27 protein-coding genes and 1 pseudogene are annotated in these 25720 nt (G+C 72.0%); 8 read left to right on the top strand and 20 right to left on the bottom strand.

Translation table 11 applies throughout. The features are described from left to right. Positions 1-22: 22 nt before the first annotated feature. The 6 genes and pseudogenes from AB0A90_RS09265 to AB0A90_RS09240 all read right to left on the bottom strand — a co-directional run bounded on the left by AB0A90_RS09265 (position 23) and on the right by AB0A90_RS09240 (position 6593). Positions 23-190 (bottom strand): hypothetical protein, encoded by a 168-nt coding sequence (locus tag AB0A90_RS09265; protein WP_357244261.1) that lies wholly within the window; start codon positions 188-190, stop codon positions 23-25. Beyond that, positions 187-501: a hypothetical protein gene (locus tag AB0A90_RS09260; protein WP_357244258.1), complete on the bottom strand. Its 315-nt coding sequence runs from the start codon at positions 499-501 to the stop codon at positions 187-189. The genes AB0A90_RS09265 and AB0A90_RS09260 overlap by 4 nt, the downstream gene beginning before the upstream one ends. Positions 502-1418: 917 nt before the next feature. Continuing rightward, positions 1419-2984 carry a recombinase family protein gene (locus AB0A90_RS09255; protein ID WP_357244256.1) on the bottom strand — a complete coding sequence of 522 codons (1566 nt, stop codon included), beginning with the start codon at positions 2982-2984 and terminating at the stop codon, positions 1419-1421. 26 nt (positions 2985-3010) lie between these two features. After that, positions 3011-5149 (bottom strand): annotated as a pseudogene (locus AB0A90_RS09250) (ComEC/Rec2 family competence protein); the annotation flags it as partial. A 44-nt stretch (positions 5150-5193) separates the two neighbouring features. Next, positions 5194-6003: a ComEA family DNA-binding protein gene (locus tag AB0A90_RS09245; protein ID WP_357244253.1), complete on the bottom strand. Its 810-nt coding sequence runs from the start codon at positions 6001-6003 to the stop codon at positions 5194-5196. A gap of 170 nt (positions 6004-6173) precedes the next feature. Next, positions 6174-6593 carry a DUF6086 family protein gene (locus AB0A90_RS09240; RefSeq protein WP_357244250.1) on the bottom strand — a complete coding sequence of 140 codons (420 nt, stop codon included), beginning with the start codon at positions 6591-6593 and terminating at the stop codon, positions 6174-6176. Between the two features lie 95 nt (positions 6594-6688). On the opposite strand from AB0A90_RS09240, the gene AB0A90_RS09235 reads away from it, so the two are divergent. Continuing rightward, positions 6689-6892 (top strand): hypothetical protein, encoded by a 204-nt coding sequence (locus AB0A90_RS09235; protein ID WP_357244247.1) that lies wholly within the window; start codon positions 6689-6691, stop codon positions 6890-6892. A 122-nt stretch (positions 6893-7014) separates the two neighbouring features. Here AB0A90_RS09235 and AB0A90_RS09230 read toward each other — a convergent pair whose 3' ends face one another. The 6 genes from AB0A90_RS09230 to nadD form a co-directional block, all read right to left on the bottom strand. Then, positions 7015-7389 (bottom strand): VOC family protein, encoded by a 375-nt coding sequence (locus AB0A90_RS09230; RefSeq protein WP_357244245.1) that lies wholly within the window; start codon positions 7387-7389, stop codon positions 7015-7017. A gap of 277 nt (positions 7390-7666) precedes the next feature. Then, positions 7667-8440 carry an SDR family oxidoreductase gene (locus AB0A90_RS09225; protein ID WP_357244242.1) on the bottom strand — a complete coding sequence of 258 codons (774 nt, stop codon included), beginning with the start codon at positions 8438-8440 and terminating at the stop codon, positions 7667-7669. Positions 8441-8443: 3 nt separating this feature from the next. Continuing rightward, positions 8444-9298 carry a DegV family protein gene (locus AB0A90_RS09220; RefSeq protein ID WP_357244239.1) on the bottom strand — a complete coding sequence of 285 codons (855 nt, stop codon included), beginning with the start codon at positions 9296-9298 and terminating at the stop codon, positions 8444-8446. 48 nt (positions 9299-9346) lie between these two features. Next, a complete protein-coding gene (locus tag AB0A90_RS09215; RefSeq protein WP_357244236.1) occupies positions 9347-10006 on the bottom strand; it encodes a histidine phosphatase family protein in 660 nt (219 codons plus the stop codon). Next, positions 10003-10410, bottom strand: a complete 408-nt coding sequence (gene rsfS / locus AB0A90_RS09210; RefSeq protein WP_357244233.1) for a ribosome silencing factor — start codon at positions 10408-10410, stop codon at positions 10003-10005. Before rsfS ends, AB0A90_RS09215 begins: the two co-directional genes overlap by 4 nt. A gap of 110 nt (positions 10411-10520) precedes the next feature. Next, on the bottom strand, positions 10521-11117 hold the full coding sequence (nadD, locus tag AB0A90_RS09205; protein WP_357244230.1) for a nicotinate-nucleotide adenylyltransferase: 597 nt from the start codon (positions 11115-11117) through the stop codon (positions 10521-10523). 715 nt (positions 11118-11832) lie between these two features. Here nadD and AB0A90_RS09200 point away from each other — a divergent pair. Next, positions 11833-12519, top strand: a complete 687-nt coding sequence (locus AB0A90_RS09200) for a PadR family transcriptional regulator (RefSeq protein ID WP_357244227.1) — start codon at positions 11833-11835, stop codon at positions 12517-12519. 160 nt (positions 12520-12679) lie between these two features. After that, positions 12680-13894, top strand: coding sequence for an FAD-dependent monooxygenase (locus AB0A90_RS09195; protein WP_357244224.1), 1215 nt, complete (start codon positions 12680-12682; stop codon positions 13892-13894). 51 nt (positions 13895-13945) lie between these two features. Here the strand turns inward: AB0A90_RS09195 and pepN are convergent, their stop codons facing one another. Next, positions 13946-16462, bottom strand: coding sequence for an aminopeptidase N (pepN, locus tag AB0A90_RS09190; RefSeq protein ID WP_357244221.1), 2517 nt, complete (start codon positions 16460-16462; stop codon positions 13946-13948). A 69-nt stretch (positions 16463-16531) separates the two neighbouring features. Between pepN and AB0A90_RS09185 the strand changes: the two genes are divergently transcribed. After that, positions 16532-16750, top strand: coding sequence for a DUF397 domain-containing protein (locus AB0A90_RS09185; protein ID WP_030491749.1), 219 nt, complete (start codon positions 16532-16534; stop codon positions 16748-16750). A gap of 57 nt (positions 16751-16807) precedes the next feature. Here AB0A90_RS09185 and AB0A90_RS09180 read toward each other — a convergent pair whose 3' ends face one another. Continuing rightward, positions 16808-17209 carry a hypothetical protein gene (locus tag AB0A90_RS09180; RefSeq protein WP_357244218.1) on the bottom strand — a complete coding sequence of 134 codons (402 nt, stop codon included), beginning with the start codon at positions 17207-17209 and terminating at the stop codon, positions 16808-16810. Positions 17210-17369: 160 nt separating this feature from the next. Between AB0A90_RS09180 and AB0A90_RS09175 the strand changes: the two genes are divergently transcribed. Continuing rightward, a complete protein-coding gene (locus AB0A90_RS09175; protein ID WP_357244215.1) occupies positions 17370-18617 on the top strand; it encodes a cytochrome P450 in 1248 nt (415 codons plus the stop codon). A gap of 55 nt (positions 18618-18672) precedes the next feature. Here the strand turns inward: AB0A90_RS09175 and AB0A90_RS09170 are convergent, their stop codons facing one another. Then, complete coding sequence (locus tag AB0A90_RS09170) at positions 18673-19842, bottom strand: zinc-dependent alcohol dehydrogenase (RefSeq protein WP_357244212.1); 1170 nt, start codon at positions 19840-19842, stop codon at positions 18673-18675. Further along, positions 19839-20477, bottom strand: a complete 639-nt coding sequence (locus AB0A90_RS09165; protein ID WP_357244209.1) for a cyclase — start codon at positions 20475-20477, stop codon at positions 19839-19841. Before AB0A90_RS09165 ends, AB0A90_RS09170 begins: the two co-directional genes overlap by 4 nt. Before the next feature lie 159 nt (positions 20478-20636). Here AB0A90_RS09165 and AB0A90_RS09160 point away from each other — a divergent pair, with 159 nt between their 5' ends. Further along, a complete protein-coding gene (locus AB0A90_RS09160; RefSeq protein WP_357244206.1) occupies positions 20637-21716 on the top strand; it encodes a glycosyltransferase family 2 protein in 1080 nt (359 codons plus the stop codon). A 101-nt stretch (positions 21717-21817) separates the two neighbouring features. On the opposite strand, the gene AB0A90_RS09155 is transcribed toward AB0A90_RS09160, so the two are convergent. From AB0A90_RS09155 to AB0A90_RS09145, 3 genes are read right to left on the bottom strand one after another with little or no spacing between them, the layout of a single operon-like run. Beyond that, on the bottom strand, positions 21818-22468 hold the full coding sequence (locus AB0A90_RS09155; RefSeq protein WP_357244203.1) for a DUF3618 domain-containing protein: 651 nt from the start codon (positions 22466-22468) through the stop codon (positions 21818-21820). Next, positions 22465-22932, bottom strand: coding sequence for a phage holin family protein (locus AB0A90_RS09150; protein WP_357244200.1), 468 nt, complete (start codon positions 22930-22932; stop codon positions 22465-22467). The genes AB0A90_RS09155 and AB0A90_RS09150 overlap by 4 nt, the downstream gene beginning before the upstream one ends. Positions 22933-22963: 31 nt before the next feature. Further along, positions 22964-23785 (bottom strand): hypothetical protein, encoded by an 822-nt coding sequence (locus tag AB0A90_RS09145; protein ID WP_357244197.1) that lies wholly within the window; start codon positions 23783-23785, stop codon positions 22964-22966. Positions 23786-24014: 229 nt separating this feature from the next. On the opposite strand from AB0A90_RS09145, the gene AB0A90_RS09140 reads away from it, so the two are divergent. Together AB0A90_RS09140 and AB0A90_RS09135 are read left to right on the top strand one after the other, a co-directional pair. After that, entirely contained in the window at positions 24015-24506 is a 492-nt protein-coding gene (locus AB0A90_RS09140; RefSeq protein WP_357244194.1) for a DUF4383 domain-containing protein, read from the top strand. Positions 24507-24559: 53 nt separating this feature from the next. Continuing rightward, positions 24560-25234, top strand: a complete 675-nt coding sequence (locus AB0A90_RS09135) for a DUF6766 family protein (protein WP_357244191.1) — start codon at positions 24560-24562, stop codon at positions 25232-25234. Positions 25235-25237: 3 nt separating this feature from the next. Here AB0A90_RS09135 and AB0A90_RS09130 read toward each other — a convergent pair whose 3' ends face one another. Next, positions 25238-25687, bottom strand: coding sequence for a GNAT family N-acetyltransferase (locus tag AB0A90_RS09130; protein ID WP_357244188.1), 450 nt, complete (start codon positions 25685-25687; stop codon positions 25238-25240). Between the last annotated feature and the right edge of the window lie 33 nt (positions 25688-25720).

Raw genomic sequence — 25720 nt, 5'->3', positions numbered from 1 at the left:
TGATGGCGTTATGGGGGCAGGTTCAGGCGGCCTGGCGCACGAGGGTGCGCAGGCTGGCCTTACCGGTGGTGTTGGCCCTCTTCGGGGCGGCCAGGACCCGGACGGCGCGGGTGCGCTGCTCGTCGGTAGTCGCGGGCAGGATGTTCAGGGTCGCGTTCACCCAGGCGTCGATCTGCTCGTCGCGGCTCATGCGACGCCGGCCTTGGCGTAGGCGTTGATCACCGCGGCAGCGGCCTGCTCGGCAGCGGCCAGGGCCTCGCGCCGGATTGCCATGGTCAGCGCCTCGCGCTGGAGGCGGTTCCGGCGCCGGGCAGCGTGGCTCGCGCGGGCCATCTCGGAGTACCGGGCGCTCCGGAGCTCGGTGACACGCCGGGCGAGTTCGTCAGGGTCGGCGACGGCGAGGGTGCCGTTCGGGTCGACCTCGCGGATGAGTTTGTTGAGCTGGGCAGCGCGGGCGCGCTTGAGCGCGTCTACCCGCTTGTCCTGCTTCGGAGCAGCCATGGTGGCCCCTTCGAGTGGGGCCCCGGCGACGTGTGACACTTCACGACCTCAATGGGGTCGTTCTTGATGCCACTTCTGCAACGGGATACGGTTGCAGTTGGTCGGCCATGCGGGAACATGAGCCGGCTCTGTTGCCGCCGAGGCGGTGACTGGATTCAAGAGGTCCGATGGGGTCAGCCGGTTGGCTGGCCCTATCGGCGTTTTGGTACCCGTCCGGGAAGACGGTAGAGCTGACTTCCGTGGCTGTAGTTAGCCGTGGTTGCTGTGGGGAAGAGTAGCACTCACGGGACCAATGTTCACGCTGCCACCATCACGCACCGTATTTCGCAGACGAACGCTGGACTTCGCCAATCTTCGCTGCCTCCCATTGCTTCCCGTTCCGTCCCGATGCGCTTGCCGGGTGCCAGCTGAGCCCAGCGGAGCCCAGCTGATTCCAGCTAACACCGGAGCTCCGTTCTCCCCGGAACGAGCGGCCACAAGGCAAAACGTTGCACCCATGCAACCGGGTGCAGGGTGATGCAGGCGTATGCAGTCAGCTTCAGTCCGACCCAGTCCGACCCAGTCCGACTGGCCCACTGAGGCCCACTAGGCCCCACTGAGCCCCACTGAGCAGAAACGCTGTAGCTATACGGAGAGTCACTGTTGATCATTGGTTGGCCCCCTCGGCTAAGTTGCACTGCACACGTATGAGACATTCACTCTGTTCGCTATTCCCAGCGTCGACAGGATGTGAGGCGCTGCCGATGTATCACTAGTGGTACGCGCCCCATGATCGCCGGGTAACGCGCCCTGGTGACGGTCGGTAGATCATGCGTACGTCAGGGCTAATACGTAGCGCTGTAGCCCTCTTGACCTGCACAGACCCTCCGGGCTGGCCCGGGGGGTCGTGGGGGTCAACACTCTTGCTGGCGTGTCGCTCATGACCCCTCCTGCACGTGTGCACGTTTTGCCCCGGCGGGCACGACCTCGACCCGCCGGGGATCGAACCGCCCGAGCCCTCGGACAGCCGGGTGGATCAGGATGTGGCTCACGAAGAGCTGGAGCAGGTTCCGCTTCTGGTCAAGGTCGAGTTCGGGCCACCGAGCCGCCAGGTCTGGCAGATCCTCCTGCGCCGCGGTGGGCATCCCCGTGAGCCGCCCCAGCTCCACGCGGGCATCCCTCAGCCGGCGTCGCACCTGCCTGACGGAGCTGACCACCTCCGGCAGTTCTTCCTCGTCCTCGTCGTCGAGCGCGGCCTTGAGCACAACCAGGCGCCGCTCGTCCGCCTCGATCCGCTCCAGCACGGTCGCCGTCGCGCTACTGGTGTCCGCCTCGCGGGCAGCCAGCTGGCGTAGCGTCGTGGGGTCGGAGAGCTTGGCGACCATCAGCCGGCCGATGAGCTCCTCCAGGTCGGCGAGCCCGACGGATCGGCCGTTGCAACCGCCGGTATCGGATAGGCACTTGTACCGCAGCTGGCCGCGCTGCGGACACACCCTCATCTTCACGGCCTTGTGGAAGCAGTCGGAACAGTAGACGAACCCCGATGGGTAGTGGACACGCACTCGGGAACCGGGGGCTCGCTGGTTGCTGGCGAGCAGTGCCCGGAGTTGCTCGTGTTCCTCTTCGGTGATGATCGGATCCCAGACCGCCTTGGCGACGACCTGGCGGCGGTGTTCCCGGAGGCCGGCGATGCGGCCGGACATCAACATGGCGCGCAGGCCCTGCTGTGACCAACTCCGGCCAGTGCTGGTGGTGATCCCGCTCCGGTTGAGCCACCCGACCAGGGTCCGGAGGGTGTCGCCGGCGAGCGCGCGGCGCGCTAGCTCGCGGACGACCTCGGCCTCCTTGTCGTTCACCTCGTCGCGCAGGATCTTGCGCCGGGGACCGGTGCCGTCGTAGATCCGGGTGTAGCCGAATGGGCGGGCGCCGCCGCCGTAGATGGCGCCGGCCCCGGCCAGCTCTTCCACCTTGCGTCGGATGCGCTCGCTCTTGTGCTCGGACTCGTGGCGGGCAACGGCGCAGTGCACTCGCGCGGTCATCCGCCCGGACGCGGTGGATAGGTCGATGATGCCGGCCTTCACCGTCTGGACCGGCGCGCCAGTGGCCTCGATGAGGTCGATGAAGTCCTCAAGCTCGCGAGGTGTGCGGTGCAGGCGGTCGGTGTGCCACGCGATGACTCCCCGCCGTCCGGGCCGCGCGCGGAGCAGGTCGCAGAGCTGTTCGTAGTCGGGTCGGGGCTTGTAGCGACCCGATCGGTCGTAGGCAGTGAGGTCGTTGTCTACGAGGATGCAGAGGATGCGACCACCAAGGTTGGCTCGCTTGTGGAGGTCGCGTCCGTCCTGCTCCTGCCGCTTGACGCCGAGGCCGGCCCCTTCCCGGTCGTCCGAGATGCGGGCGTAGATGATCCATTCGAAGTCTTCGTCGACCTCCGGTCTTGTGCCTCGTGCTTGAGCCCTGGGCCGGGGTCCAGTTTGGGGGGTGGAGGCATGTGCATTCGGCGTCACGCCATGTATGCTAGCGGAAGAACCGGATGCGCGACCTTCAACACGTCCGCCCGCAACTGGCCGGGCGTGGTCCGCGTCAGCAACGCGTGCTGCTCCTCGGTCTCGGCGTCCCCGGGCAGCAGGATCCGCACTCCACCAACCGTGGCGCGCAACACCAGCGAGTTGTTGTTCGGGTCGGACCTGGTCCCCGCCAGCGGGTACGGCGGGCCGAGCACCAGCAGGTCGACGCCCCCGATCGGGTGGCGCGCGCCGGCCACGGTGGTGAGCAGCGCGGCCCGCCCGACAGTCGCCGCCTCCCGGACCAGGTCCCGGCCGCTCTCCGGATCCGTCGAGGACGGCACCAACACGGCGCCCACCCGTCGCCCCCGGAACACCCCGGCCACTCCACCCACGTGGTCGGCGTGGAAGTGGCTGACCACCAGCAGTGGCACCTCGCGTACGCCGAGTCGACGCAGACAACCGTCCACCGCGCTCGGCTCCGGCCCGGCGTCGATCACCACCGCCCGACCGGGGGCGACCGGCAACACCACGGCGTCGCCCTGGCCGACCGCGCAGACCACCACGACCCAACCCGGCGGCGGCCAGCCGGCGAACACCAACCGCACCGGAAGCGCGCCGAGCACCGAGGCCACGCCAACCACTGCCACCAGCCGGCGCACGAGGGGCCGTCGCACCGCGACCAGCAGCGCGACGGTCAACACCGTCAGCAGCAGGGCGCCCGGCAACCCACCCGGCCAGGGCAGGGTGCCGCCCGGCAACCGCGCGCCCTGGCGGGCGATGACCACCAGCCACCAGGCCGGCCAACTCGCCAGCCATGCGACGAACTCGGCACCCGGCGGCCAGATCGGCGACACCATCGCCGCGAGCACGCCCAGTACGGTCGCGGGCGCGATGGCCGGCACCGCGAGCAGGTTGGCCGGCACCGCGACCAGGCTGACCGTGCCGGAGATCCCGGCGACGACCGGCCCGCAGGCAAGTTGCGCGGCCGCCGGCACGGCCAGCGCCTCCGCCAGGCCGGGCGGCACGCCCCGCCGACGCAACCCGTCCCGCCAGGGTGTGGCCAGCAGCAGCAGGCCACCGGTGGCAAGCACGGAGAGCGCGAATCCGGGATCCCCGGCCAACTCCGGGTCCACCAGCACCAGGACGGTGACGGCGGCGGCCAACGCGGGCAGTGCGGCGCGGGGACGACCGGCGGCCAGCGCGGCGAGCCCGATCGCCCCCATCGTCGCTGCTCGTACGACGCTCGGTGACGGACGGACCAGGATGACGAAGCCCACCAGCGCGACCCCGCAGAGCCCGACGGCGAGCCACGGACCGGCCCGACCCCAGCGGGCCAGCAACAACACCGCACCCACCACAATGGCGACATTGCTCCCAGAAACGGCATTGAGGTGTGTCATCCCGGTGGCCTGGAAGTCCTCCTCGACGGAGGGTGGCAGTCGGCTGGTGTCCCCCACGACCAACCCCGGCAGCAGCCCGCCCGGGTCGTCGGGCAGCGGCGCACAGGCCCGTTGCAGGCCGGCACGCAGGGTGCCGGCGGCGCGCTGCGGCCAGGAGGACGTGCCGTGCCGCTCGGGCGGGTCGTTGGTGCTGAGCACCGCCGCGGTGAGGTCACCACCGCGGGGGACGCCGAGTCGGCCCTCGGTGGTGACGCGCTGCCCGGGCAGCAGCCCACGCCAGGCCGGGTCGGTGGCCAGCACGAGCAGCCGCACCGACGCGTGGAGTCGGCGGCCGTCCGGGCCGGTGAGCCGGACCAGCTCGCTCGGCACCAGCAGCATCCCCGGCCGACCGGCAGAGCGGATCGGGCGTGGATCGTCCCGGACAACCACCTCAGCGGTGACCGGTGCACGCTGCTCGGCCAGGGCACGGATCGGTGGCGTGTCCCGGATGGCGAGCCGGGCCGCGGTGGCCGCCCCCGCGCAGACCACACCGAGGCCGACCGCGACGGCGATCCAGCCGTAACGGCGCGCGGCGGCCCGGGGACGGCCGAGGCGATCGAGCAGGTGCAGGGCGCCGCAGGTGGTCAGGACGGCCGCGATCCCGGCCACCAGCAGAAGCGATCGGGTGCCGAGATGCAGGCCGGCGAGCGCGGTGAGCCAGGCGGCCACGGCGAGCCCGGCGAGCCGCAGATCCGGTGGCGAGGTCTGGTGCCGGGCACCGCTCAACCCGTCGGCGGGCGGCGACGGGTTGCCGGTGGCAGGGCGGCGGTTCACACCGTCACCAGGTCTTTGAGCTGCTCGTACCGCGCGTCGCCGATCCCGTCGACCTGACGCAGGTCGCCGACCGCCTTGAACCCGCCGTGCTGGTCCCGATGGTCGAGGATGCGCTGGGCGAGCACCGGCCCGACGCCGGGCAACGCGTCGAGCTGCGCCAGTGTGGCGGTGTTGAGGTTCAGTGGCCCGACAGCCGGTGCCGTCCCGCCCGCCGCTGGTCCGCCCGGCGGCGGCGTCACCCCGACCACGATCAGCTCGCCGTCGGTGACCTTGCGGGCGGGGTTGAGCAGCGCCACGTCGACCCCGGGGAGCGGGCCGCCGGCCGCCTGCACCGCGTCGGCGAGCCGGGACCCGGCCGGCAACCGCACCAACCCGGGCTTGCGGACCTTGCCGGCGACCGCCACCACCAGCTCACCGGAGCCGGACGCGCTGAGGTCGCCCGCCGGAGTGGCCGCCACGGCCTCGCTGCCCAGCGGGGCGACCGGCTCGGCGTGTGGCCGGGACCGCCAGGCCCATCCGGCGGCAGCCAGCACCACCACCGCCGCGACGACAGCCAGCGCCCGCACACCGCGTCGCCCCGGGTCGAACGCGCCAGGCCCGGACAGCCGCGGGGGCACCGAGCCGTCCACGGCAAGGGGTGTGCCCGCTTCCGGCTCCGCCAACGGCACCCCGGCCCGCGGCGGCAGCACCCCAGCCAGAGGTACGCCCGCGAGCGGTGCCCCGGCCGGGGGTGACGACACGTCCAGCGACGCGTCCGTCAGCCGGCGCAGGCGCTGGCGTACCTCGGTCTCTTCGTTCTGCGACACAGGGCGACGCTAGGGCGACGGCGATGGCGGCGGGGTGTGGCGGCGCGGCCCTGTGGATAACGGATGCCACTGTGGACAACTCCCTGATCAAGCGCAGGTCTGCTAACGGGCTCAGCAGCACCCGGAGCTGGCAGGCCGCGACACGAGGACCGACCCACGGCTACGCCGTCTCAGTCGGGCATTGCCGCCGCGCGACTCACCGCCAGGCTCAGGAGCCGTTGCCGGTCGGCGTCCGGGTCGAACGCGTCCCACAGTGAGATGTCCCGGCTGGCCCGGGTGACTGACCGGTCAAGGGCCGGGACGTCGAGGCCGCTGCGGCGGACCAGCACGAGTGCGGTCGGCAGGTATCCCTCGATCATGGACTTGAGGATGGGGTGGTTCGTCGACAGGTACCGCGCGGTCAACACGTCGACGAATGCCGCGAAGGTGTCCGGGTCGATCTGGTACTCGTCCCGATCGACATCCGGATCGACTCCAGACGGGCACTCGGCAACCGGCGCCATCGCCTCGGTCATGCGGAAGAACAGTTGCGCGACGGTGTTGGACGGGTTCCACAGCACCAGATCGCCGACCTGAAAGCATTGACTCACCGCGCCATGATCGCAGGCGGCCGGAGTGACCGGTCGCGTCCGAGCGGTCCGGGAGCATCACCGTGAGCAGTGATGGTCCTATCTAGACTGGTGCCATGCGGCAGGCGTGGAAAGACCTGACCTTCTCCGAGCACTCCGAGTGGTTCGGCTTGGGTCCGCTGGCGCTCGCCGTCCTGGCCGGCATCCGGGCTTTCGTGGCCGACGAGCCCTTCGCCCGCTGGGCCTGGACCGCCATCGCCGCCCTCATGCTGGTCACCTGCGCCGTCTACGTGGTCTGGACCACGAAGAAGCGCTCCTGAGCCCGGCATGGAGTGCAGCCACAGGCACAGACCGTGGGGCGGGTGGTGCCGGCCCGATGCAATGCGCACCAGGGCCGACACCCTTCCTCGACGAGCGGGTGCGCCGCCGCCGACCTCGGTCACTACAGGTACGGCCGGGTGATGACCTCGATGGCGTGGCCGGCCGGGTCGAAGAAGTAGAAGCCCCGCCCACCGTGCTCGGTGTTGGTCTCCCTCTCCCGCTTCAACTGCGGGTCGGCCCAGTACGTGATGCCGCGCCCCTCGACGAACGCCAGGCACCGCACGAACAACTCGTCGTCGACGAGGAAGGCGTAGTGCTGCATCTGGATGTCCACCGGTGGCTCGGCGAACTGGAGCAGCTGCCCCTCGTCCAGTTGCACGTTGGCGAACGGCCCCCACGAGGGCGCCTCCGGCAGCTCGAACAGATCCCGGTAGAACGCGGCCGACGCGCTCTTGTCCTTGCTGGCGATGATTGTGTGGTTGAACGTGACTGTCATCCGTACCGTCTTCTTCCCGGTCGATCCGTTGACCCGACCGGAGGCCCAGAGCCCTCCGCAGCCACAGCGATGACAAAGCCCCGAGGGCACCGACGCCCCGGATCCCGCACGAGAGACGCGGACATCGCGTCGATCTCGGCGTGGTGGCTGAAGTAGCCAGAACCTCCGGGGGGGTAGGCCCATCTGGGGCGCAAACGGAGGCTAACACAGCGGCCCGGACTGGATCATTCATCGTCGCCGACTAGCGTCGAGCGCGGCACCCGTGTCCCACGGGCGGTCAGCGGGCCTCCGGGTCGAGGCCGAGCACGGCTCGTCCCCCGTCCACCGGCAGCGTCACCCCGTTGACGAAGCTCGCCGCGGGCGACAGCAGGTACGCGACCGCCTCGGCCACCTCCTCGGCCCGCCCGATGCGGCCCACCGGGTGCAACCGGGTCAGCTCGGCGTCGATCCACTGGGCCTGGGTGGGCTCCTGAGTGGCCAGGAATTCGGTGTGCCGTTCGGTGGCGATCGAGCCGAGCGCGACCGCGTTGGCGCGGATGCCGTGCTTCCCGTACTCCACGGCCAGTGCCCGGGTCAGCCCCTCCACGGCGGCCTTCGCCGTCGCGTACGGCAGGGCGCCGGACACGGGCCGGCGGGCCTGGTGCGACGAGACGTTGACGATCGCGCCGCCGGCGGCGCGGGCCAGGAACCGGCGGACGGCCACCGCCGCGCCCACCACGGCCGGGCGCAGGTTCAGCCCGATCAGGTCCAGGACCGTGTCGGCCGACGCGGAGTGCAGCGCGGCGTCGCGGAAGACCGCCGCGTTGTTCACCCAGCCGGTCAGCGGCGCCGCGCGTTCGGCCAGCTCGGCGGCGTGCTCGGCCACCCGCTCGTCGCCGGCGTCGCCGAACACCGCGACGAGCCGGTCGGCGGCCGGGTGCCCGGCCAACCAGTCGGCCGCATCGGCGTCGCGCTCCAACACGACGACTGTGGCACCGGTCGCCACCAGACGTTCCACCACGGCCCGACCGACGCCGCGACCACCGCCGGTCACCACACACGACGTGAGCACCGCTCAGCCCCCCGGTCGGCGGTGGACGACCACGCAGGCCAACCCCGGACCGGCGTGCGCGCCAACGACCGCGCCCGCCTCGGAGACGTACGTGTCGTGCAGCCGTGCACCGAGCCGTTCGGTAAGCGCGGTTCGCAGCGCCTCGGCCCGTTGCGGCGCGGCCAGGTGGTGCACCCCGAGATCCACGTCGTCGTCCCCGGCCGCCTCGACGGCCAGGTCCACGAGCCGGGCCACTCCCCGGCTGGCGGTGCGGACCTTCTCGCGCAGCACGATCGCCCCGTCCGGCATGTGCATGATCGGCTTGACGGACAGGGCGGTGCCGAACAGCGCCTCGGCCGCGTTGATCCGGCCACCTCGGCGGAGAAACTCCAGCGTGTCGACGTAGAAGTAGACGTCGGTGCGGGCGACCGCCGCGAGCGCCGCGTCGCGTACCCCGGCGAGGTCGACGCCGCCCTCGGCGGCGGTGGCGGCCGCGATGGCCGGGAAGCCCAGCCCCATGCCGGCGGAACGGCTGTCCACGACCTCGACCCGGCCGTCCAGGTCGGCCGCGGCCAGGCGCGCGGCCTCAACCGTGCCGGAGAGCGCGGCGGAGAGGTGCACCGAGACGATTCCGTCCGCGCCGGCGTCGAGCAGTTGACGGTACGTCCGGGCGAACTGGTCGGGCGCCGGGCGGGAGGTGGTGGCCGTGACCCGCCGGGCACTCAGCGCCACGGTGGCATCGGCCGGCTGGGTTTCCACCCCTTCCAGCCCCTCCGCGCCGTTGAGCACGACCGTCAGCGGGACCACGGTCAGCCGGTGCGCCTGCAACAGCTCAGGCGGAAGATAGGCGGTGGAGTCGATGACGACCGCGACGGGCATGCTCGGCACGCTAGCCGATCGAGAGCCCCGACGCCGAAGCGCGAGCGCTCAGATCGCGTCGATGGTGACCGGCGCGGTGACCAGGCCGACGTTGTGCGCCCGCAACTGCCAGCCACGGACGTCCTGCGGACGTCCGATCGCCGGCGCGCGGTCGTCGTGCCGTAGTTCGCTCCAGTGGCAGTTGGCCAGGGAACCGATGGTGCGCAGCACGCCGGTGTCCCAGCCGAGCAGGTGACCGATGCCCTGGCGGGAGCCGCCACCGTGGGTGGCGATCACCACAGTGCCGCCGGGTGCCGCGTCGGCTGCTTCCCGCAACGCGGTGCCGACCCGCTCGCCGAGGTCGTGCAGGGGCTCCAGATCCGCGCCCGGATCGGGGTCGCCGGCCCGCCAGCGGGCGTACTCCTCGGGGAAACGCTCGGCGACCTCGGTGAGGTGCAGACCCTGCCACTGACCGAAGTGCCGCTCGCGCAGCCGGGCGTCGGTGCGCACCGGAAGCCCCGTCAACGCGGCGAGCGCGGCGGCGGTCTCCACGGCGCGGCTCAGGTCGCTGGCCACGATGGCGTCGGGCCGCAGCGCCGCGAGCAGCGGCGCGGCGGCGCGAGCCTGGTCGCGACCCAGCTCATTGAGGGGTACGTCGGTCTGTCCCTGGACACGGTTGGCGGCGTTCCAGTCGGTGTTGCCGTGCCGCCAGACGATCAGTCGGGTCATTCGGCGGCGGCGGACCCGCTGGCGTCGGCCTCGACCAGGTCGCGATCGACGAACGGGATGGTGGGGCAGTCCTTCCAGAGACGGTCGAGCGCGTAGAACTCGCGCTCCTCCGTGTGCTGGACGTGCACCACGATGTCGACGTAGTCGAGCAGCACCCAGCGGCCACCACGCTCACCCTCGCGCCGGACCGGCTTGGCCTTGTCCGGCAGCTCGAGCAGGCTCTCCTCGATGGCGTCCACGATGGCCAGCACCTGACGCTCGTTGGGGGCGGCGGCGAGCACGAACGCGTCGGTGATGGCGAGCTGGTCGCCGACGTCGATGATCGTGATGTCCTGCGCCTTCTTGTCAGCGGCGGCCTGTGCGGCCGCCATTGCCAGCTCGTGGGCGCGTTCGGAAACTGTCACCGTTCTCCTTCGATCAAGCGTGCGATCCTCCAAGCGTCTCATACCCGGCGACGCCCCGACCGTGCAGTTCTGGTCGGTTAAATGCACAAAACCGCCGGAATCCGGCGTGGTCAGCGCTGATAGAGGCTCCGCTTGGCGATGTACTGCACCACACCGTCGGGCACCAAATACCAGACCGGCTCACCTCGGGCCACCCGGGCGCGGCAGTCGGTCGACGAGATGGACATCGCGGGCACCTGGATCAGGCTGACGGTGTCCGCCGGAAGGTGCTTGTCGGTCAGCGGAAAGCCGGGCCGCGTCACCCCGATGAAATGGGCCAGCTCGAAGATCTCGTCCAGATCCTTCCAGGACAGGATCCGTTGCAGGGCGTCCGCGCCGGTGATGAAGAACAGCTGCACCTTGGGGCCGTACTCGGCCTGGAGGTCGCGCAGCGTGTCGACGGTGTAGGTCGGCCCACTGCGGTCGATGTCGACCCGACTGACCTGGAAGCGGGGGTTGGAGGCGGTGGCGATGACCGTCATCAGGTAGCGGTCCTCGGCCGGGCTGACCGGCTCGTCGGCCTTCTGCCACGGCTGCCCGGTCGGAACGAAGACCACCTCGTCCAGGCCGAACCGGTCCGCCACCTCACTGGCCGCGACGAGGTGACCGTGGTGGATCGGGTCGAAGGTGCCACCCATGATCCCGATCCGCCGGATATCTTCCTCCACCCGATGATCGTAGGCCGACCGCCGGGCCAGTCAGCCCCGGCCCGGGTGAGGGCCTCGCCACGTCCCGGCCGAGCACCCACCCCGGCCGAGCGCCCCGCCCTGACCCGGCCAAGGGCCTCGCCGACCCGAGCGCCCACCCCTGCCCGGCCGAGGGTCCCGCCCCGACCCGAGTTGAGCGCCCGCCCCGACCCGGCCGAGCACCCACCCCGACCCGACTGAGCGCCCGCCCCGACCCGCCCGAGCACCCACCCCGGCCCGGCTGAGCGGCCCCGCCCCGACCCGGCCGAGCGCCCGCCCTGGCCCGCCGGGACACCGCGACATGCCGGAATCGGCGCCCCCGACGGCGGTGGTCAACTCGCGTTTCAGGAAATCGGTGCGTCGGACCGGCCTTGACACCCCCACTTCGAGGAAACCGAGTCGATCGCCGCGCGTGGGGGGCCGCGGCGCGCGGGATCAAGGCACGAGGACGCAGCACGCGCAAGATCACGGAACGCGCAAGGACACGGCACGCACGAGGACGCGGCACGCGCGAGGACACGGAACGCACAAGGCACGGCACACGCGAGGACACGGCCCGCGCAAGGACACGGAACGCGCGAGGACACGGCCCGCGCAAGGTCACGGCCCGCGCAAGGTCACGGCCCGCGCAAGGTCACGGCCCGCGCAAGGTCGCGACGGGCTACTCGCGTGCATATACTCGTAGACGAGTATTTGGATGCGAGCGAGTCTGGAGGGCACCGTGCCGAAGCGGCGCAAGGTCAGCAACCTGCTCGGGTTGGCCGTGCTGTCCGCCCTGGTCCAGCGGCCGATGCACCCGTACGAGATCGCCACCGCACTGCGCGCCTGGGGCAAGGACCAGGACATGGAGTTCAAGTGGGGCTCCTTCTACACGGTGATCCGCAACCTGGACAAACACCACCTGATCGACGCGGTGGAGAGTGTTCGCGAGGGCCGACGCCCGGAACGCACCGTCTACCGGATCACCGACGCGGGACGGGCCGAGCTGGTCGACTGGGCCCGCGAGCTGGTCTCCACCCCGATGCCGGAGCATCCCCGCTTCCGGGCCGGGTTGTCCGTCCTCGCCGCGCTGCATCCCGACGAGGCCACCGACCTGCTCCGTCAGCGGCTCGACCTGCTCGACGACGCGCTCCGGCGGGACCGCGAGACGCTCGACGCGCACCTGCGGGAGATCCCGCGGCTGTTCCTGGTGGAGTCGGAGTACGACCTGGCCCTGCGGGCGGCGGAGGCGACCTGGCTGCGGGCACTGCTCGCTGAGCTGACGTCGGGCAGCTATCCGGGCCTGGACACCTGGCGGGCCTTCCACGAGACCGGCGAGATGCCGGCCGAGCTGACCGGGCTGGCCGAGAGGACCAGCACCCCGACCGCGGAGACCACCGACTGACAAAGCGGCTCCGGCGGGGTGCGCCAACACCCCGCCGGAGCCCTTACCTCGAACCGACACCTGGGAAGGCACCCGGCCCGAAGCGGCAACCAGAGGATAGCCGGGCTCCCTCCCAGGTCGGTTCGCACGCGCACGAACCGACCACACCCAGGGAGAGACCATGACCACGGTACGAACCGCGATCGTCATCGGCGGCGGCATCGCCGGACCGGTGACGGCGCTCGCGCTGCGCCGAGCCGGCATCACCGCCACCGTCTACGAGGCGTACCCCGCCACGGCCAGCGGAGTCGGCGGCATCGGCGGCACCCTCGCCCTCGCGCCCAACGGCGTGGCGGCCCTGCGCCTGGTCGGCGCGGACGAGGCGGTGACGGCGGCCGCCACCCCGATCGAGCGCAGCGCGATGGCCGTGGGCCGTCGCCGCATCGACCTGCCCACGCTGGCCGGGGTGCCGCCGCTGCGGGTGGTGCACCGGGCCGAGCTGCACCGGGCGCTGCACGACCGGGCGGTCGCCGAGGGCGTCCCGTTCGCGTACGGCAAACGGCTCGTCGACGCCCAGCAGAGCGACAGCGGCGTGACGGCCCGGTTCGAGGACGGCAGCACCGCCACCGCCGACATCCTCGTCGGCGCGGACGGCATCCGGTCCACGGTCCGCGGACTCATCGACCCGGCCGCGCCCGGCCCCCGGTTCACCGGGCTGCTCAGCTTCGAGGCGGTCGCCCGGCACGAGGTGGACGTCGCGCCGGGCACGATGACCTTCGCGTTCGGGCAACGGGGCTACTACCTGTACTGGCCGGAGCCCGGCGGCGGCACCCGGTGGGGCGCGAACCTGCCGCAGCAGCGGCCGATGAGCCTCGTCGAGGCCCGGGCGGTACCGGCGCGACAGTGGTGGGAGACGCTGCGTACCAGCTACGGCGACGACGACCCGGGCCGGGAGCTGATGGCGACGAGCGACGCCGACGGGCTCCAGGTGGCCGGCTCGTTGCAGATCATGCCGCCCGTGCCGCACTGGCACCGGGGCCGGATGGTGCTGGTCGGCGACGCGGTGCACGCACCGTCGAACAGCTCCGGTCAGGGTGCCTCGCTGGCCATCGAGAGCGCGGTGCAGCTCGCCCGCTGCCTTCGGGACCTGCCGGATGTGGCGGCGGCGTTCGACGCGTACGTGCGGCTGCGCCGGGCCAGGGTGGAGAAGGTCGCCGCCCGCGCGGCCCGGATCAACCACGCCAAGGCGCCGGGGCCGGTTGCCCGGACGCTGATGCCGCTGCTGATGCCGCTGATGGTGCGCACGGTGATGGACCCGGAGAAGACCACCGCCCACGAGCAGCGCTACGTCATCGACTGGGACACCCCGGTCACGACGGAGCTCGCGCTGCGCTGAGCCGAGGGCGCGGGGTGCCACCCGCCACCCCGCGCCCGGCCGCACCCGCCCCTACGCCGCCGCGGCCGCCACCGCCGTGCGAGCGACCAGCGCACGGCGCAGGTCGTCGTCGGAGTCGGTGACCACCCGACGCAGGCCGGGAGTCAGGTCGTCGCGGGCCAGCAGCGCCGCGGCCGCCTCCCGGGTCGGCTGCGCCACGGCGTAGCGGGGAAACGCCAGCTTCGCGACCCGGTCGGCCGTCCACGGAGTACGTCGGCGCGCGGCCGCCGGCATGTCGGTGAAGTACCGCTCGACGTACGCGGCCGTCAGCTCGACCTGCTCGGGCTGCCAGAACCCCTCGGCGGTCGCCTCCAGCAGTCGATTGGACAGCTCGGCGTCCCGCACGATGATGTCCCAGGCCGTCTTCTTCGCGACCGGGTCGGGCAGGGCGGCCCGGCAGCGGGCGGCCCGTTCCGCGCCCGTGGAACTGTTGTCGGCGGCTACCTCGACGGCGATTTCCGCCTCGCCGGCGGCACCCAGCACCACCAACCGGTGCAGCACCGCCCAGCGCAGCTCCGCGTCAACCCGCAGCCCGGCTGGCACGTCCCGACCGGCGAGCCAGCCGACGAGCAGGTCCGCGTCGGTGGTCGCGCCGATCCACCCCCGCGCGGCGGCCAACTGCAAGGACTCTCCCGCCGGCGCGCTGTCGAGCAGCCGCTGGCACGCCCCGGCGGCCCGGGCCAACGCCGTGGACCGGGCCAGCGGGTCGAGGTAGCGGTCCACCAACGACCGGCTGAGCGTGAGCACGTCCTCCGCGATGATCACTTCGGTCTCGGTGGGCAGCGCGGCGGCCATCAGGTCGACCAGGCCGATGACGGGCCGCTCCCCGTCGGTCGCCGCGTCCAGTGCCTCGCCCCAGAGGAGCGCGCGGGTGAGCGGGTCGGCCAGGCGGGGCAGCAGCAGCGCGACCGCCTCCGCCGACGCCGGGTCGAGGCGCACCTTGGCGTAGGTGAGGTCACCGTCGTTGAGCAGCAACAGCCGGGCCGCCGGCGTGCCGGCCAACGCCCCCAGCACGGTCCGGCCACCGTCGGCCGCGGGGTCGATGTCGAGGTCGTCGCGGTGCACCGTGCCGTCCGCCGCGTAGCGGCCCACGCCGATCCGGTGCGGGCGCAGCACCGGGTGGGACTCCGGCGCGGTCTGCACCACGGCCACGTCGGTGTAGCGGCCGTCGGCGTCGACGGTGACCTCGGCGCGCAGGGTGTTGACCTGCGGTCGCCGCAACCACACGTCGGCCCAACCGGACAGGTCCCGGCCGCTGGAGGTGGAGAGGCTGACCAGCAGGTCGGCGAGCGTGGCGTTGCCGAAGCGGTGCTCGGCGAAGTGCGCGTTCAGGCCGGCGAGGAACGCCTCGTCGCCGAGCCACGCGACCAGTTGCCGCAGCACGCTGGCACCCTTGGCGTACGAGATGCCGTCGAAGTTGAGCAGGCCCTCGTCGGCGTCGGCCACCTCCGGCGGGGCGACCGGGTGGGTGGAGGGCCGCTGGTCGGCCGCGTATCCCCAGGCCTTGCGGCGCATGGCGAAGGTCGTCCAGGCCTGGTCGAAGCGGGTCGCCTCGGCGGTGACCCGGGTGCCCAGGTACTCCGCGAAGGACTCGTTCAACCACAGGTCGTCCCACCAGCGCATGGTGACCAGGTCGCCGAACCACATGTGCGCCATCTCGTGCGCGATCGTGGTGGCCCGCGACTCCCGCTGCGTGTCGGTGACCGCCGAGCGGAACACGTAGTCGTCGCGGAAGGTGACGATGCCCGGGTTTTCCATGGCACCGGCGTTGAACTCCGGCACGAACGCCTGGTCGTACTTGCCGAACGGGTAGCGCTCGGTGAAGAGCTGGTGGAACCGGTCCAGGCACTGCCGGGTGACGGTGAAGATCTCCTCGGCGTCGGCGTCCAGGTGCTCGGCGAGCGACCGGCGACAGTAGATGCCCAGCGGCACGCCGTCGTGCTCGGCCCGCCGCACGTGGTAGGGACCGGCGATCAGCGAGAAGAAGTACGTGGCCAGCGGCGCGCTGGGGGCGAACTCCCACCGACCCGGGGCCGGCGTGGCAGCCACCTCGGCGTTGCCGGAGACCGTCCACTCCGGCGGCGCGGTCACCGACAGCACGACGGGAGCCTTGAGGTCGGGCTGGTCGAACGCGGCGAAGATGCGCTGCACGTTGTCGAGGAAGCTCACCGCGTAGAGGTAGGTCTCGCCGTCGGCCGGGTCGACGAAGCGGTGCATCCCCTCACCCGCGTTGGAGTACGCCATCTCCGCCTCGACGACGAGCGTGTTGTCCGCGTCGAGGTCGGTGAGCGGCAGCCGGTTGTCGGTCAGCAGGTCGGCGTCGAGATCGCGGTCGTTGAGGCGTACCGCGAGCAGTCTGGCGGGCTTGAGCTCGACGAAGGTCGCGGTGCCGGGGGTGGCCCGGAACCGGATCTCGACGTGCGAGCGGAACAACTCCGCGCCGACGGTCAGGTCGAGGTCCACCTGATAGGACTCGACAGTAATCGCCGCGCCACGCGCGGTCGCCTCTACACGGGTCAGGCTCGGCATCCGCTTATCCTGCCCGATGGGGATCGACTCACGGTCACCACACGACCCTCGGCACTGGAGGAAAGAACAATGGCGCAGCACCCCAAGGGCGACTTCGACCTCTCTCGGGCGGTCTGGCAGCGGGCCGAAGGGGACACCTCCGACAGCGCCGTCGAGGTCGCCTTCGTCGACGACCTGATCGGGATGCGCAACTCGGCCGAGCCCGAGGGGCCGGTGCTGGTCTTCACCCAGGCCGAGTGGGACGCGTTCGTGGCCGGCGCGCAGGACGGTGAGTTCGACCTGGACTGATCGCGCCGACCGGTGTGCGGTGGCCGCCGACCCGGGACGGGTGAGCCGGGTTGGCGGTCAGCCACGGACGGGGCCGTCGCCGTCGCCCCAGCCGAGCCCGCCGGGCCCCGGGGCGTGGTGGAAGCCGGGATGACCGGCCACGTCGACGCAGCGTTCGCCGTCCGGGCCGACCGCACCGCAGAACAGCCGCTCGGCCCGCTGCCAGGCGTCGGCCGGCGACAGGGCCGCCGCGCCGAGCGCCACCTCCGGGCGGAGCAGGGTCAACGCCTCCGCGTACGCCACGGCCAGCTCGCGGGCCTCGACCACGGTGGGCGCGGTGAAGCCCAGGTGCACGGTGAAGAATCGGTGCGGCCGATCGGGTCGCCGAGGCGGCCCGATCAGAGGCCGCCCGTCCCGGCCGCCGCCCGGTGCCCGGACCGTTCGCCGCTGCCGCCAGTGCGGCGATGTGTTGTCGCGCATCCGCCCTCCCCGTGGTTGTCCCACCGGCAGCCAACCAAATTCCGCCGCTCCTGGGAGGGGCCAGCCGGCGTGCCGTCGGCGCGGGGATTCAGCGGCGGCGACGGGGGTACCCGCATCCGGCCCGGCGGTGCCCGGCCGCACCCGCGCGTGAGGAGACCCGATGGCGACCATGCCGGCTGACCGCAGCCCGGACAGCACTCTCGCCCTGCTCCGCGCCGGCTACCGGTTCATCGGCGAACGCTGCGAACGGTACGGCAGCGACGTGTTCCAGACCCGGATCCTGCTCGCCCCGACCATCTGCCTGCGCGGCCGGCCGGCGGCGATGCTGTTCTACGACACCGAACGCTTCCAGCGCGCGACCGCCATGCCGCTGCGGGTGCAGCGGACCCTCACCGGGCGGCGGGGTGTGCAGGGGCTGGACGGCCCGGAGCACACCGACCGCAAGGCCATGTTCATGTCGATCATGACGCCGACCGCCATCCGGCACCTCGGCCAACTCTTCGACGACGAGTGGCAGGCCCGGATCCCCGCCTGGGCGGCTGCCGGACGGCTACCGCTCTACGACGAGCTGGGCCGCCTGCTGACCCGTGTGGTCTGCGCCTGGGCCGGGGTGCCGCTGCCCACGTCGCAGGTCGAGCGACGCGCCGTCGACCTGCACGCGATGATCGAAGGGCCGGCGGTGGTCGGACCCCGGCACTGGCGGGGAAGGCTCGCCCGGCACCGCGCCGAACGCTGGCTCGCCGGCCTCATCGAACGCACCCGGGTCGGTCTCTTCCCGGCGCCGTCCGGGAGCGCCCTGGCCGTGATCGCCGAGCACCGGGACCGGCGGGGCCAGCTCCTCCCCCGGCGGATCGCGGCGGTGGAGCTGCTCAACGTGCTGCGGCCGGTGGTCGCCGTGGACCAGTACATCGCGTTCGCCGCGCTCGCCCTGCACGACCATCCGAGCTGGCGGGACCGGGTCCGCGGCGACGACGAGGCCACCGGGAACTTCGTCCAGGAGGTACGCCGTTACTACCCGTTCTTCCCGTTCGCGGCGGCCCGGGTCAAGCACTCCTTCGAGTGGCAGGGCCACCACTTTCCGCAGGGTCGACGGGTGCTGCTCGACCTGTACGGCACCAACCACCACCCGACCCTCTGGCCGCAACCGGAGTTGTTCCGCCCGGAGCGGTTCGCCGGACGACGCGTGGACCCGTTCGAGCTGATCCCGCAGGGCGGCGGTGACCACTGGGCCGGTCACCGGTGCGCGGGCGAGTGGATCACCATCGACCTGATGAAGCGGGCGGTCACCAACCTGACCAGCGCCATGCGCTACGACGTACCCGTCCAGGATCTGGCCCTGGACCTGCACCGGATGCCGGCGCTGCCGCCCCTCGGCCTGACCCTCAGCAACGTCCGGCGCACCACCTGACCTGCGCCTCGCCGATCGTTCCGGGGTGACCGGCGAGGCGGCTGCGTGCGGCGGGTCAGGGGTGCAGGACGCTGCGAAGACAGCCGTCCTGCTTCTTCTCGAACAGCTCGTAGCCGTGTGCGCCCTGCTCCAGCGAGATCGGGTGGGTGGCCAGGTAGCCGGGGTCGATCTCGCCGGCGGCGAGCCGGTCGAGCAGCATCGGGATGTAGCGCTGCGCGTGCATCTGCCCCATCCGCAGCACCAGGGCCTTGTTCATGGCCGCGCCGAGCGGGAACTTGTCGACCAGGCCGGCGTACACGCCGACGATGCTCACCGTGCCGCCCTTACGGCACGCCATGATCGCCTGGCGGACCGAGGTCGGGCGGTCGGTCTGCGACCGCGTCGCCTGCTTCGCCCGGTCGTACGCGTAGGTCGGCCCGACGTCGTGCGACTCCATGCCGACGGCCTCGATGCACGCGTCCGGCCCGCGCCCGGCGGTCAGCTCCCGCAGCGCCTCCAACACGTCGGTCTCGGCGTAGTTGATCGTCTCGACCCCGACCCGCTCGGCGGCGGTGGCGAGCCGGTCCGGGAATCGGTCGATCATGATGACCCGCTCGGCGCCGAGGAGTTGCGCCGACCGGGCCGCCATCTGACCGACACCGCCGGCACCCCACACGGCCACCACCTCGCCACCGGTGAGCCCACAGAAGTCCGCCGCCATCCATCCGGTGGGCATGGCGTCGGAGGCGAACACCACCGAGTCGTCCGGCACCCCGTCGGGCACCCCGAACGCGCCGATGTCGCCGAACGGCACCCGGATGTACTCGGCGTGCGACCCGGAGTAGCCGCCGGCCGCGTGCGAGTAGCCCAGAATGCCGGCCGGTGAGTGCCCCCACAGCTTCTCGGTGAACACCGGCTGGGGGTTGGAGTTGTCGCAGAGCGAGTACTGCTCGGTGCGGCAGTACCAGCAGCCACCGCAGGCGACCACCGACCCGACCACCACCCGGTCACCGACCTGGTGCCGTCGTACGCCGGGACCGGTCTCCACGACCTCGCCCATGAACTCGTGGCCGAGGATGTCGCCCTCCCGCATCGCCGGCAGGTACCCGTTGATCAGATGCAGGTCGGAGCCACAGACACTGCTGGCCCGGACCCGGACGATGATGTCCCCCTCGGCACGGATCTGCGGCTCCGGCACGTCCCGGACCGCCAGCTTGCCGACACCTTCCCAACACAGTGCCCTCACGCCCGGCCTCCCGTCATCAACTTCTCCCGCACCTTGTCGGTCGCCCTCTCCTGCCTCGGGCTACGGCCGGACGGGTCGTCCCGGGTGTCCATCAGCTGGCCACACTCGATCAGCGCCTTCACCCGCCGCAGGGTGTCGCGCAGCGCCAGATCGGGGTCGTCGCCGCCGATCAGGCCGAACACGCGGCGCACCGGGCCCGAGCGGTACCGCAGCTCGGCCCGGATCTCGGTGCCCCGCCCCTGGGGGGCGTCGGCCAGCTCGATCCGCCCCTCCTGCGGTGCCGGCCCGTCGTCGACCCGCCACCGCAGCGCGCCCGGTCCGTCGACGGTGATCTCCGCGCGCCACTCCGTGTCGCCGCCGGCCCGGTCGCGGGCCACGCACCGCCAGCGCCGGTCGTCGAGCTGCGCCAGCGTGGCCCACCCGGCCAGTGCGCGGTCCAGCCGCTCCCGGTCGGTCCAGAACCCGATCACGCCGTCCCGGGACCGGTCCACCGTCACCCCGCGACGTACCACGTACCAGCCGTCCTGCCGCTCCGGCTGATGCCGGTGCCGACGGCGAGCCACCGCCCGTCCCACACCGACCGCGGTGACCGCGGTGACGCCGAGCACCGCCCATCTCGTTCCGCTGTGTGTCATCTCGTCTCCTCCACCCGGACATCCGGGCATGGACAGCTCTTTCCGGCAGCGCTACCCGGCGACCGGCGGTCGAAACAACATGTCCGTTTGATCGGCGGGAATGCGGGCAGGTGCTGCTCGACCACCGACACACAGCTGTCCTGGTGAGGAGGGACGTCGATGTCCTTGTTCAGCCCACCTGGTGACGCCCGGCCCGCCGCCCGCGGGTGCGGCGTCGCAGACGACCGTGCCGGCACGACGCCGGCCCACCTGCCGATGACGTACGTGCTGCCGCTGCGCTGGCACGCCGACACCGGCCTGACCGAGCTGACGGGTTACCTGCGCTGGCTGGCCGACCGGGTCGAGGTGATCGTGGTCGACGGATCCGCACCGGACGTGTTCGCGCGGCACGCCGACGCCTGGCGGGGACTGGTCCGGCACCTCCCGCCCGACGCCACCGCGCGCGGGCTCAACGGCAAGGTGCTCGGCGTACGCACGGGGGTGCGCGCGGCGGCCCACGAGCACGTGGTGATCGCCGACGACGACGTCCGGTACGACGAGGCCGGGCTGAGCGCCGTGCACCGGCTGCTGGCCCGGGTCGACCTGGTCCGACCGCAGAACTACTTCGACCCGCTGCCCCGGCACGCCTGGTGGGACACCGGCCGGACGTTGCTCAACCGAGCGCTCGGGGATGACTACCCGGGCACCCTCGCGGTGCGGCGCAGCACCTTCCTCGCCATGGGCGGGTACGACCCGGACGTGCTCTTCGAGAATCTGGAGCTGATCCGTACCGTCCGTGGGTACGGCGGTGTCGAGGCCAAGCCGGCCTGGCTGTACGTCCGCCGACTGCCGCCGGACGCCGCGCACTTCCGCGGTCAACGGGTCCGTCAGGCGTACGACGATCTGGCCCAGCCGGCTCGCCTGCTGACCGCGCTCGCGGTCCTGCCGGGGCTGGCGGCGGCGGTCGCGGCGCGCCGGCCCAGGTTGCTGCTCGGCGCGGCGGCCGGGGTGGTCGCGCTGGCCGAGGCGGGCCGCCGGCGCGCCGGCGGGGACCGGGTGTTTCCGCCGACCACGGCCCTGGCGGCCCCACTCTGGCTGGTGGAGCGCGGGGTGTGCGGTTGGCTGGCGGTAGCCCAGCGGGTCCTGCGCGGCGGCGTCCGCTACGGCGACGCCCAGATCCGCCGAGCCGCCAATCCCGCCCCGCACCGCGCACTGTCCCGCGCGATCGCGCGCTTCCGGTCGGGGCAGGACAGCCGGTAGTCGACAACGGCCCAGGCCGATCGGCGCGGCATGGGATGGAGCGCGACAGCTCGCGGGCACCGGGACGGTGGCCGCGAGCTGTCGGCGTGGTGGTGGTGAGGTCAGGGGCTGACCTGGTGCCGGGCCTGCTGGGCCTGGTCCTTGACGTCGTGCGCGGCCGACCTGCCGTCGTCCTTGACCGCGTGCACGGCGTCCTGGGCGGTGGACCGCACCGACTGGGCGGCCTGCTGGGCGGGCTCGCGCAGCTCCTCCTTGAGCTCGCTGGCCACCTCCCCCAGCTTGTCCTTCACCGCACCGGTGTGCTCCCCGACCCGCTCCTTCAGCTGGGTCGCGGCCTGCTGCTCGCGGCGGGAGGCCGGGATCAGCGAGGAGGCCAGCCAGCCGACGCCGAACGCGATCAGACCGGCGGCGAGAGGGTTGCCCTGGGACTTCTGCCGGATCACCCGCGGGGCGCTGTGCGCGGCGTCGCTGACAGTCGTCGCCGCCGAGTGCGCGGCGTCGCTGACGCTGGACGCCGCCGACGAGGCGCGGTCGCCCACCGAGTGAGCCGCCTGGCCGGTGCCGTGGCCGAGGTCAGACGCGGTTCCCATGACCTTGTCCCTCACATTCTGCAGAGCGGAACGGGCCCGCTGCTTGCGGTCGTCGACGATGCGGCTGGGGCTGACCTTGTACGCCAGCGCGTCCACATCGGAGCTGAGGCTGTTACGGGTGGCTTCGATCTCCCGGCGGATCTGATCGGGATCGGTGCTCATCGGGTGACTCCCTCCGGGTGCGGCTTGAGCGCGTCGGGGATCCGCTGCACGCTGTCGTTTGTCTGCTTGAGCCCGCGGACGTGCTGGGCGTTCTTCTTCGCCATGGAGTAGAGGACGGCGCCGATCGCGGCCCAGACGACGGCCACGATCAGTGCGGCCAGGCCGGAGTCCATGACGTTGTCCAGGAACTGCCACACGGCGATGGACACGAAGAGCGCCACCATGTAGCCGCCGAAGCCGGCCCCGCCGAAGAGCCCGGCGGCCTTGCCGGCCTTCTTGCCCTCCTGGCGGATCTCGGCCTTGGCCAGCTCGACCTCCTGACGCATCAGCGTCGACAGGTCACTCGTCACCTGGCGCATCAGCTCACCGATGGAGCTGCCCTTCACCTCCGCAGCGGTGTGCGGGGCACCCGCGTCGGGTTGGTATCCGGAGCCCAGGCCGGACCCCTGCGTCGGCGTGGTCATGCCGTCGCCTCCCTTCGGATGACTCGGCGGCTCACGGACGGGGGGTGCCGCTGGACGGAACGCCCGGCAGCGGGTCGGTCTGCTGTACCGGCGGCAGTGGCTGCCCGGTGCCGGAGTACTCCGAGGCACCGTCCCGGCTCGGGTCGGCATAGCCGCCGGGCGTCGGGTCGGCATAGCCGCCGGAGATCGGCTCGGTGCGCGTGCCGGGGGTCGGGTCGAGGTAGCCACCCGGCGGGACGGCGTCCGGCACCGCGCGGGGCGCCGGCGGCGGCGTCGGGATGACGGCGGTCTGCTCCGGGTCGTACGCCCCCGCACCCCGGTAGGTCGAGGATCCGTTGCCGGAGTCGTGGCCGGCGGCGGAGACGCTCCGGGTCAGCCGGCCGGCCAACACACCGAGAACGGCCGCGCCGACCAGGAAGGTGCCGGGATTGCGCCGGGCGTAGTCGCGTACCTCGGTGATCAGGTCGCCGGGCTCGCGCTGCTCGAGCCAGCCGGCGACGCCGTGCACCCGGTCGGCGGCCTGACGGGCCAGCTCGGTCACCGGGCCGGCCTGACCACCCTGCTCGGCCATCGAACGCATCTCGTCGGCAAGCGAGCGCAGTCCACCGGCGGCCCGACGCTGCTGCTCACCGGCCTGGCTGGCGAGTTGGGTGCGAGTCTCGCCGTACAGGTTGCGAGCCTGCCGGGCCGCCTCGCGGCCGACCTCGGTGCCCTGCTCCTTCGCGGTCTGCGCGACCGCGCCGCCAGCCTGCGCGGCTTCGGAGCCGACCTGGCGCACCTGGTCGCGAACGCCACCGCCGTTCGTCGACTCCTGCCCGTACGTGGAAGACGTGGGTGAAAGATCGTAAGACATGATTTCCCTTCCGCTCAGAAAGTCGTCGCGGTTGTGCTGGGGGATGCGGCGCGTTGCCGCCGCCGCTGACCATTCACCTACCCTGCGTTTCGGCTTCCATACCTCTTCGTGCATTTCTCTGCGCGGCCCACCGGTTGGTCTTCAAAATGGAGGATCGTCGGGCTGCGTCATGTCGCCGCTGCGGACAGTGCGGTTCGCGAGGGCCGGCAGAGCCACGGAGGGGGCAGCGATGGCACGAGACGTGCGAGGTGGCCGACGGGCGGGTCCTCGACCCCGGGTCCAGGTGGCCGCGCTGGTCGTGGCCGGGGTCTTCCTGCTGATCGGCGTGCTCGGCTTCGTTCCCGGCGTCACCACCGACTACGGCGAGCTGAGATTCGCCGGGCACCACTCGGACGCGCGACTGCTCGGGCTGTTCCAGGTGTCGATCCTGCACAACGCGGTGCACCTGCTCTACGGGCTGGTGGGCCTGGTGCTGGCGCGCAGCGTCGCCGGCGCCCGGGTGTTCCTGGCCGCCGGCGGGGCGAGCTATCTCGCGCTCTGGCTGTACGGCCTGGCCATCGAGGCCGTCGACCCGGAGAGCGGGGCGAACATCCTGCCGGTGAACGACGCCGACAACTGGCTGCACCTCGCACTCGGCTTCGGGATGCTCGCGCTCGGGCTGCTGCTGTCGAACCAGGCGGGCACCGGCGGACGCCTGGACAACCCGGCCGACCGCCACTGAACTGGACTTTTGTGGTTTCGCGGTCACGCCCGCCGGGGTAAGTCGACAGGCGGATGGAGGTGCGATCATGCCCTCGTTGGCTACGTGACAACGCCCTGGCCATCGCCATGCTGGGCGCGTTCCTGATCTTCCTGGTGTTGCAGAGCGTCTTCGGCTGGCAGACCCACAACGAGGAGCTGACCGAGTTCGGGGCCGCGCCGCTGAGCTGGCCGGCGTACCTGGGCAGCGGGCACTTCGCCGAGTCGGTCTTCGAGAACTGGGAGTCGGAGTTCCTCCAGATGGGCGGCTACGTGCTGCTCACCGCGTACCTGGTGCAGCGGGGCTCGGCCGAGTCGAAGCCGGTGGACCAGACCGACCGGCCGGAGGACGACGAGCGGCGGGCCACGCCGCAGTCACCCTGGCCGGTGCGCGTCGGCGGCCTGCCGCTGGTGATCTACCGCAACAGCCTCTCCCTCGCGCTGCTGCTGATCTTCGCCGGTTCGTTCGTCGGCCACCTGTTCGGGGGCACCGCCGCGTACAACCAGGAGCAGGCGCTCCAGAGCGGCGCGCCGCCGATCGGCGTGTGGGAGTTCCTCGGCACCAGCGACTTCTGGTTCCAGTCCATGCAGAACTGGCAGAGCGAGTTCCTCGCCGTCGGAGCGCTGATCCTGCTGAGCATCGTCCTGCGCCAGCACGCCTCACCCGAGTCGAAGCCGGTGACCGTCGCGCACGCCAGCACGGGCGCGTAGGCGTCAGGCCGCGACCGGCAGCCGCTTCGCGAAACAGATGCTGTACGGGTTGCCCACGTACTCGCCGTAGACCGGGATCTGGTCATAGCCGGACGAGGTGTACAGCGCGATCGCGGCCGGCAGGTAGGTGCCCGTCTCCAGGCAGACCACCGACTGCCCCTGCCGGAACGCACACTCCTCCAGTGCGGCGAGCAGTTGACGGGCGATGCCCCGACCCCGGTAGGCGGGCCGGACGTACATTCGCTTGATCTCACCGGTGCCGGCGTCGATCGACTGGAGCCCGCCACAGGCGACCGCGCGACCCTGCACCACCGCCGCCAGGTAGCGGACGTCGTCGTGGGGGACGAAGACCTGCCCATCCAACCCGCCATCAGCCGTGAGCAGCTCACGCTGCTGGGCGACGAGCAGGGCGGCGATCTCCGGATCGATGACGGGCCGAGACTCGATCAGCATCACCCCACGCTAGGACGGGTGGATTTCGCGAAG

It is taken from the genome of Micromonospora sp. NPDC049204, assembly GCF_040647935.1.
Lineage (GTDB): Bacteria > Actinomycetota > Actinomycetes > Mycobacteriales > Micromonosporaceae > Micromonospora.
This window is presented reverse-complemented; position numbering and strand designations above follow the sequence as displayed.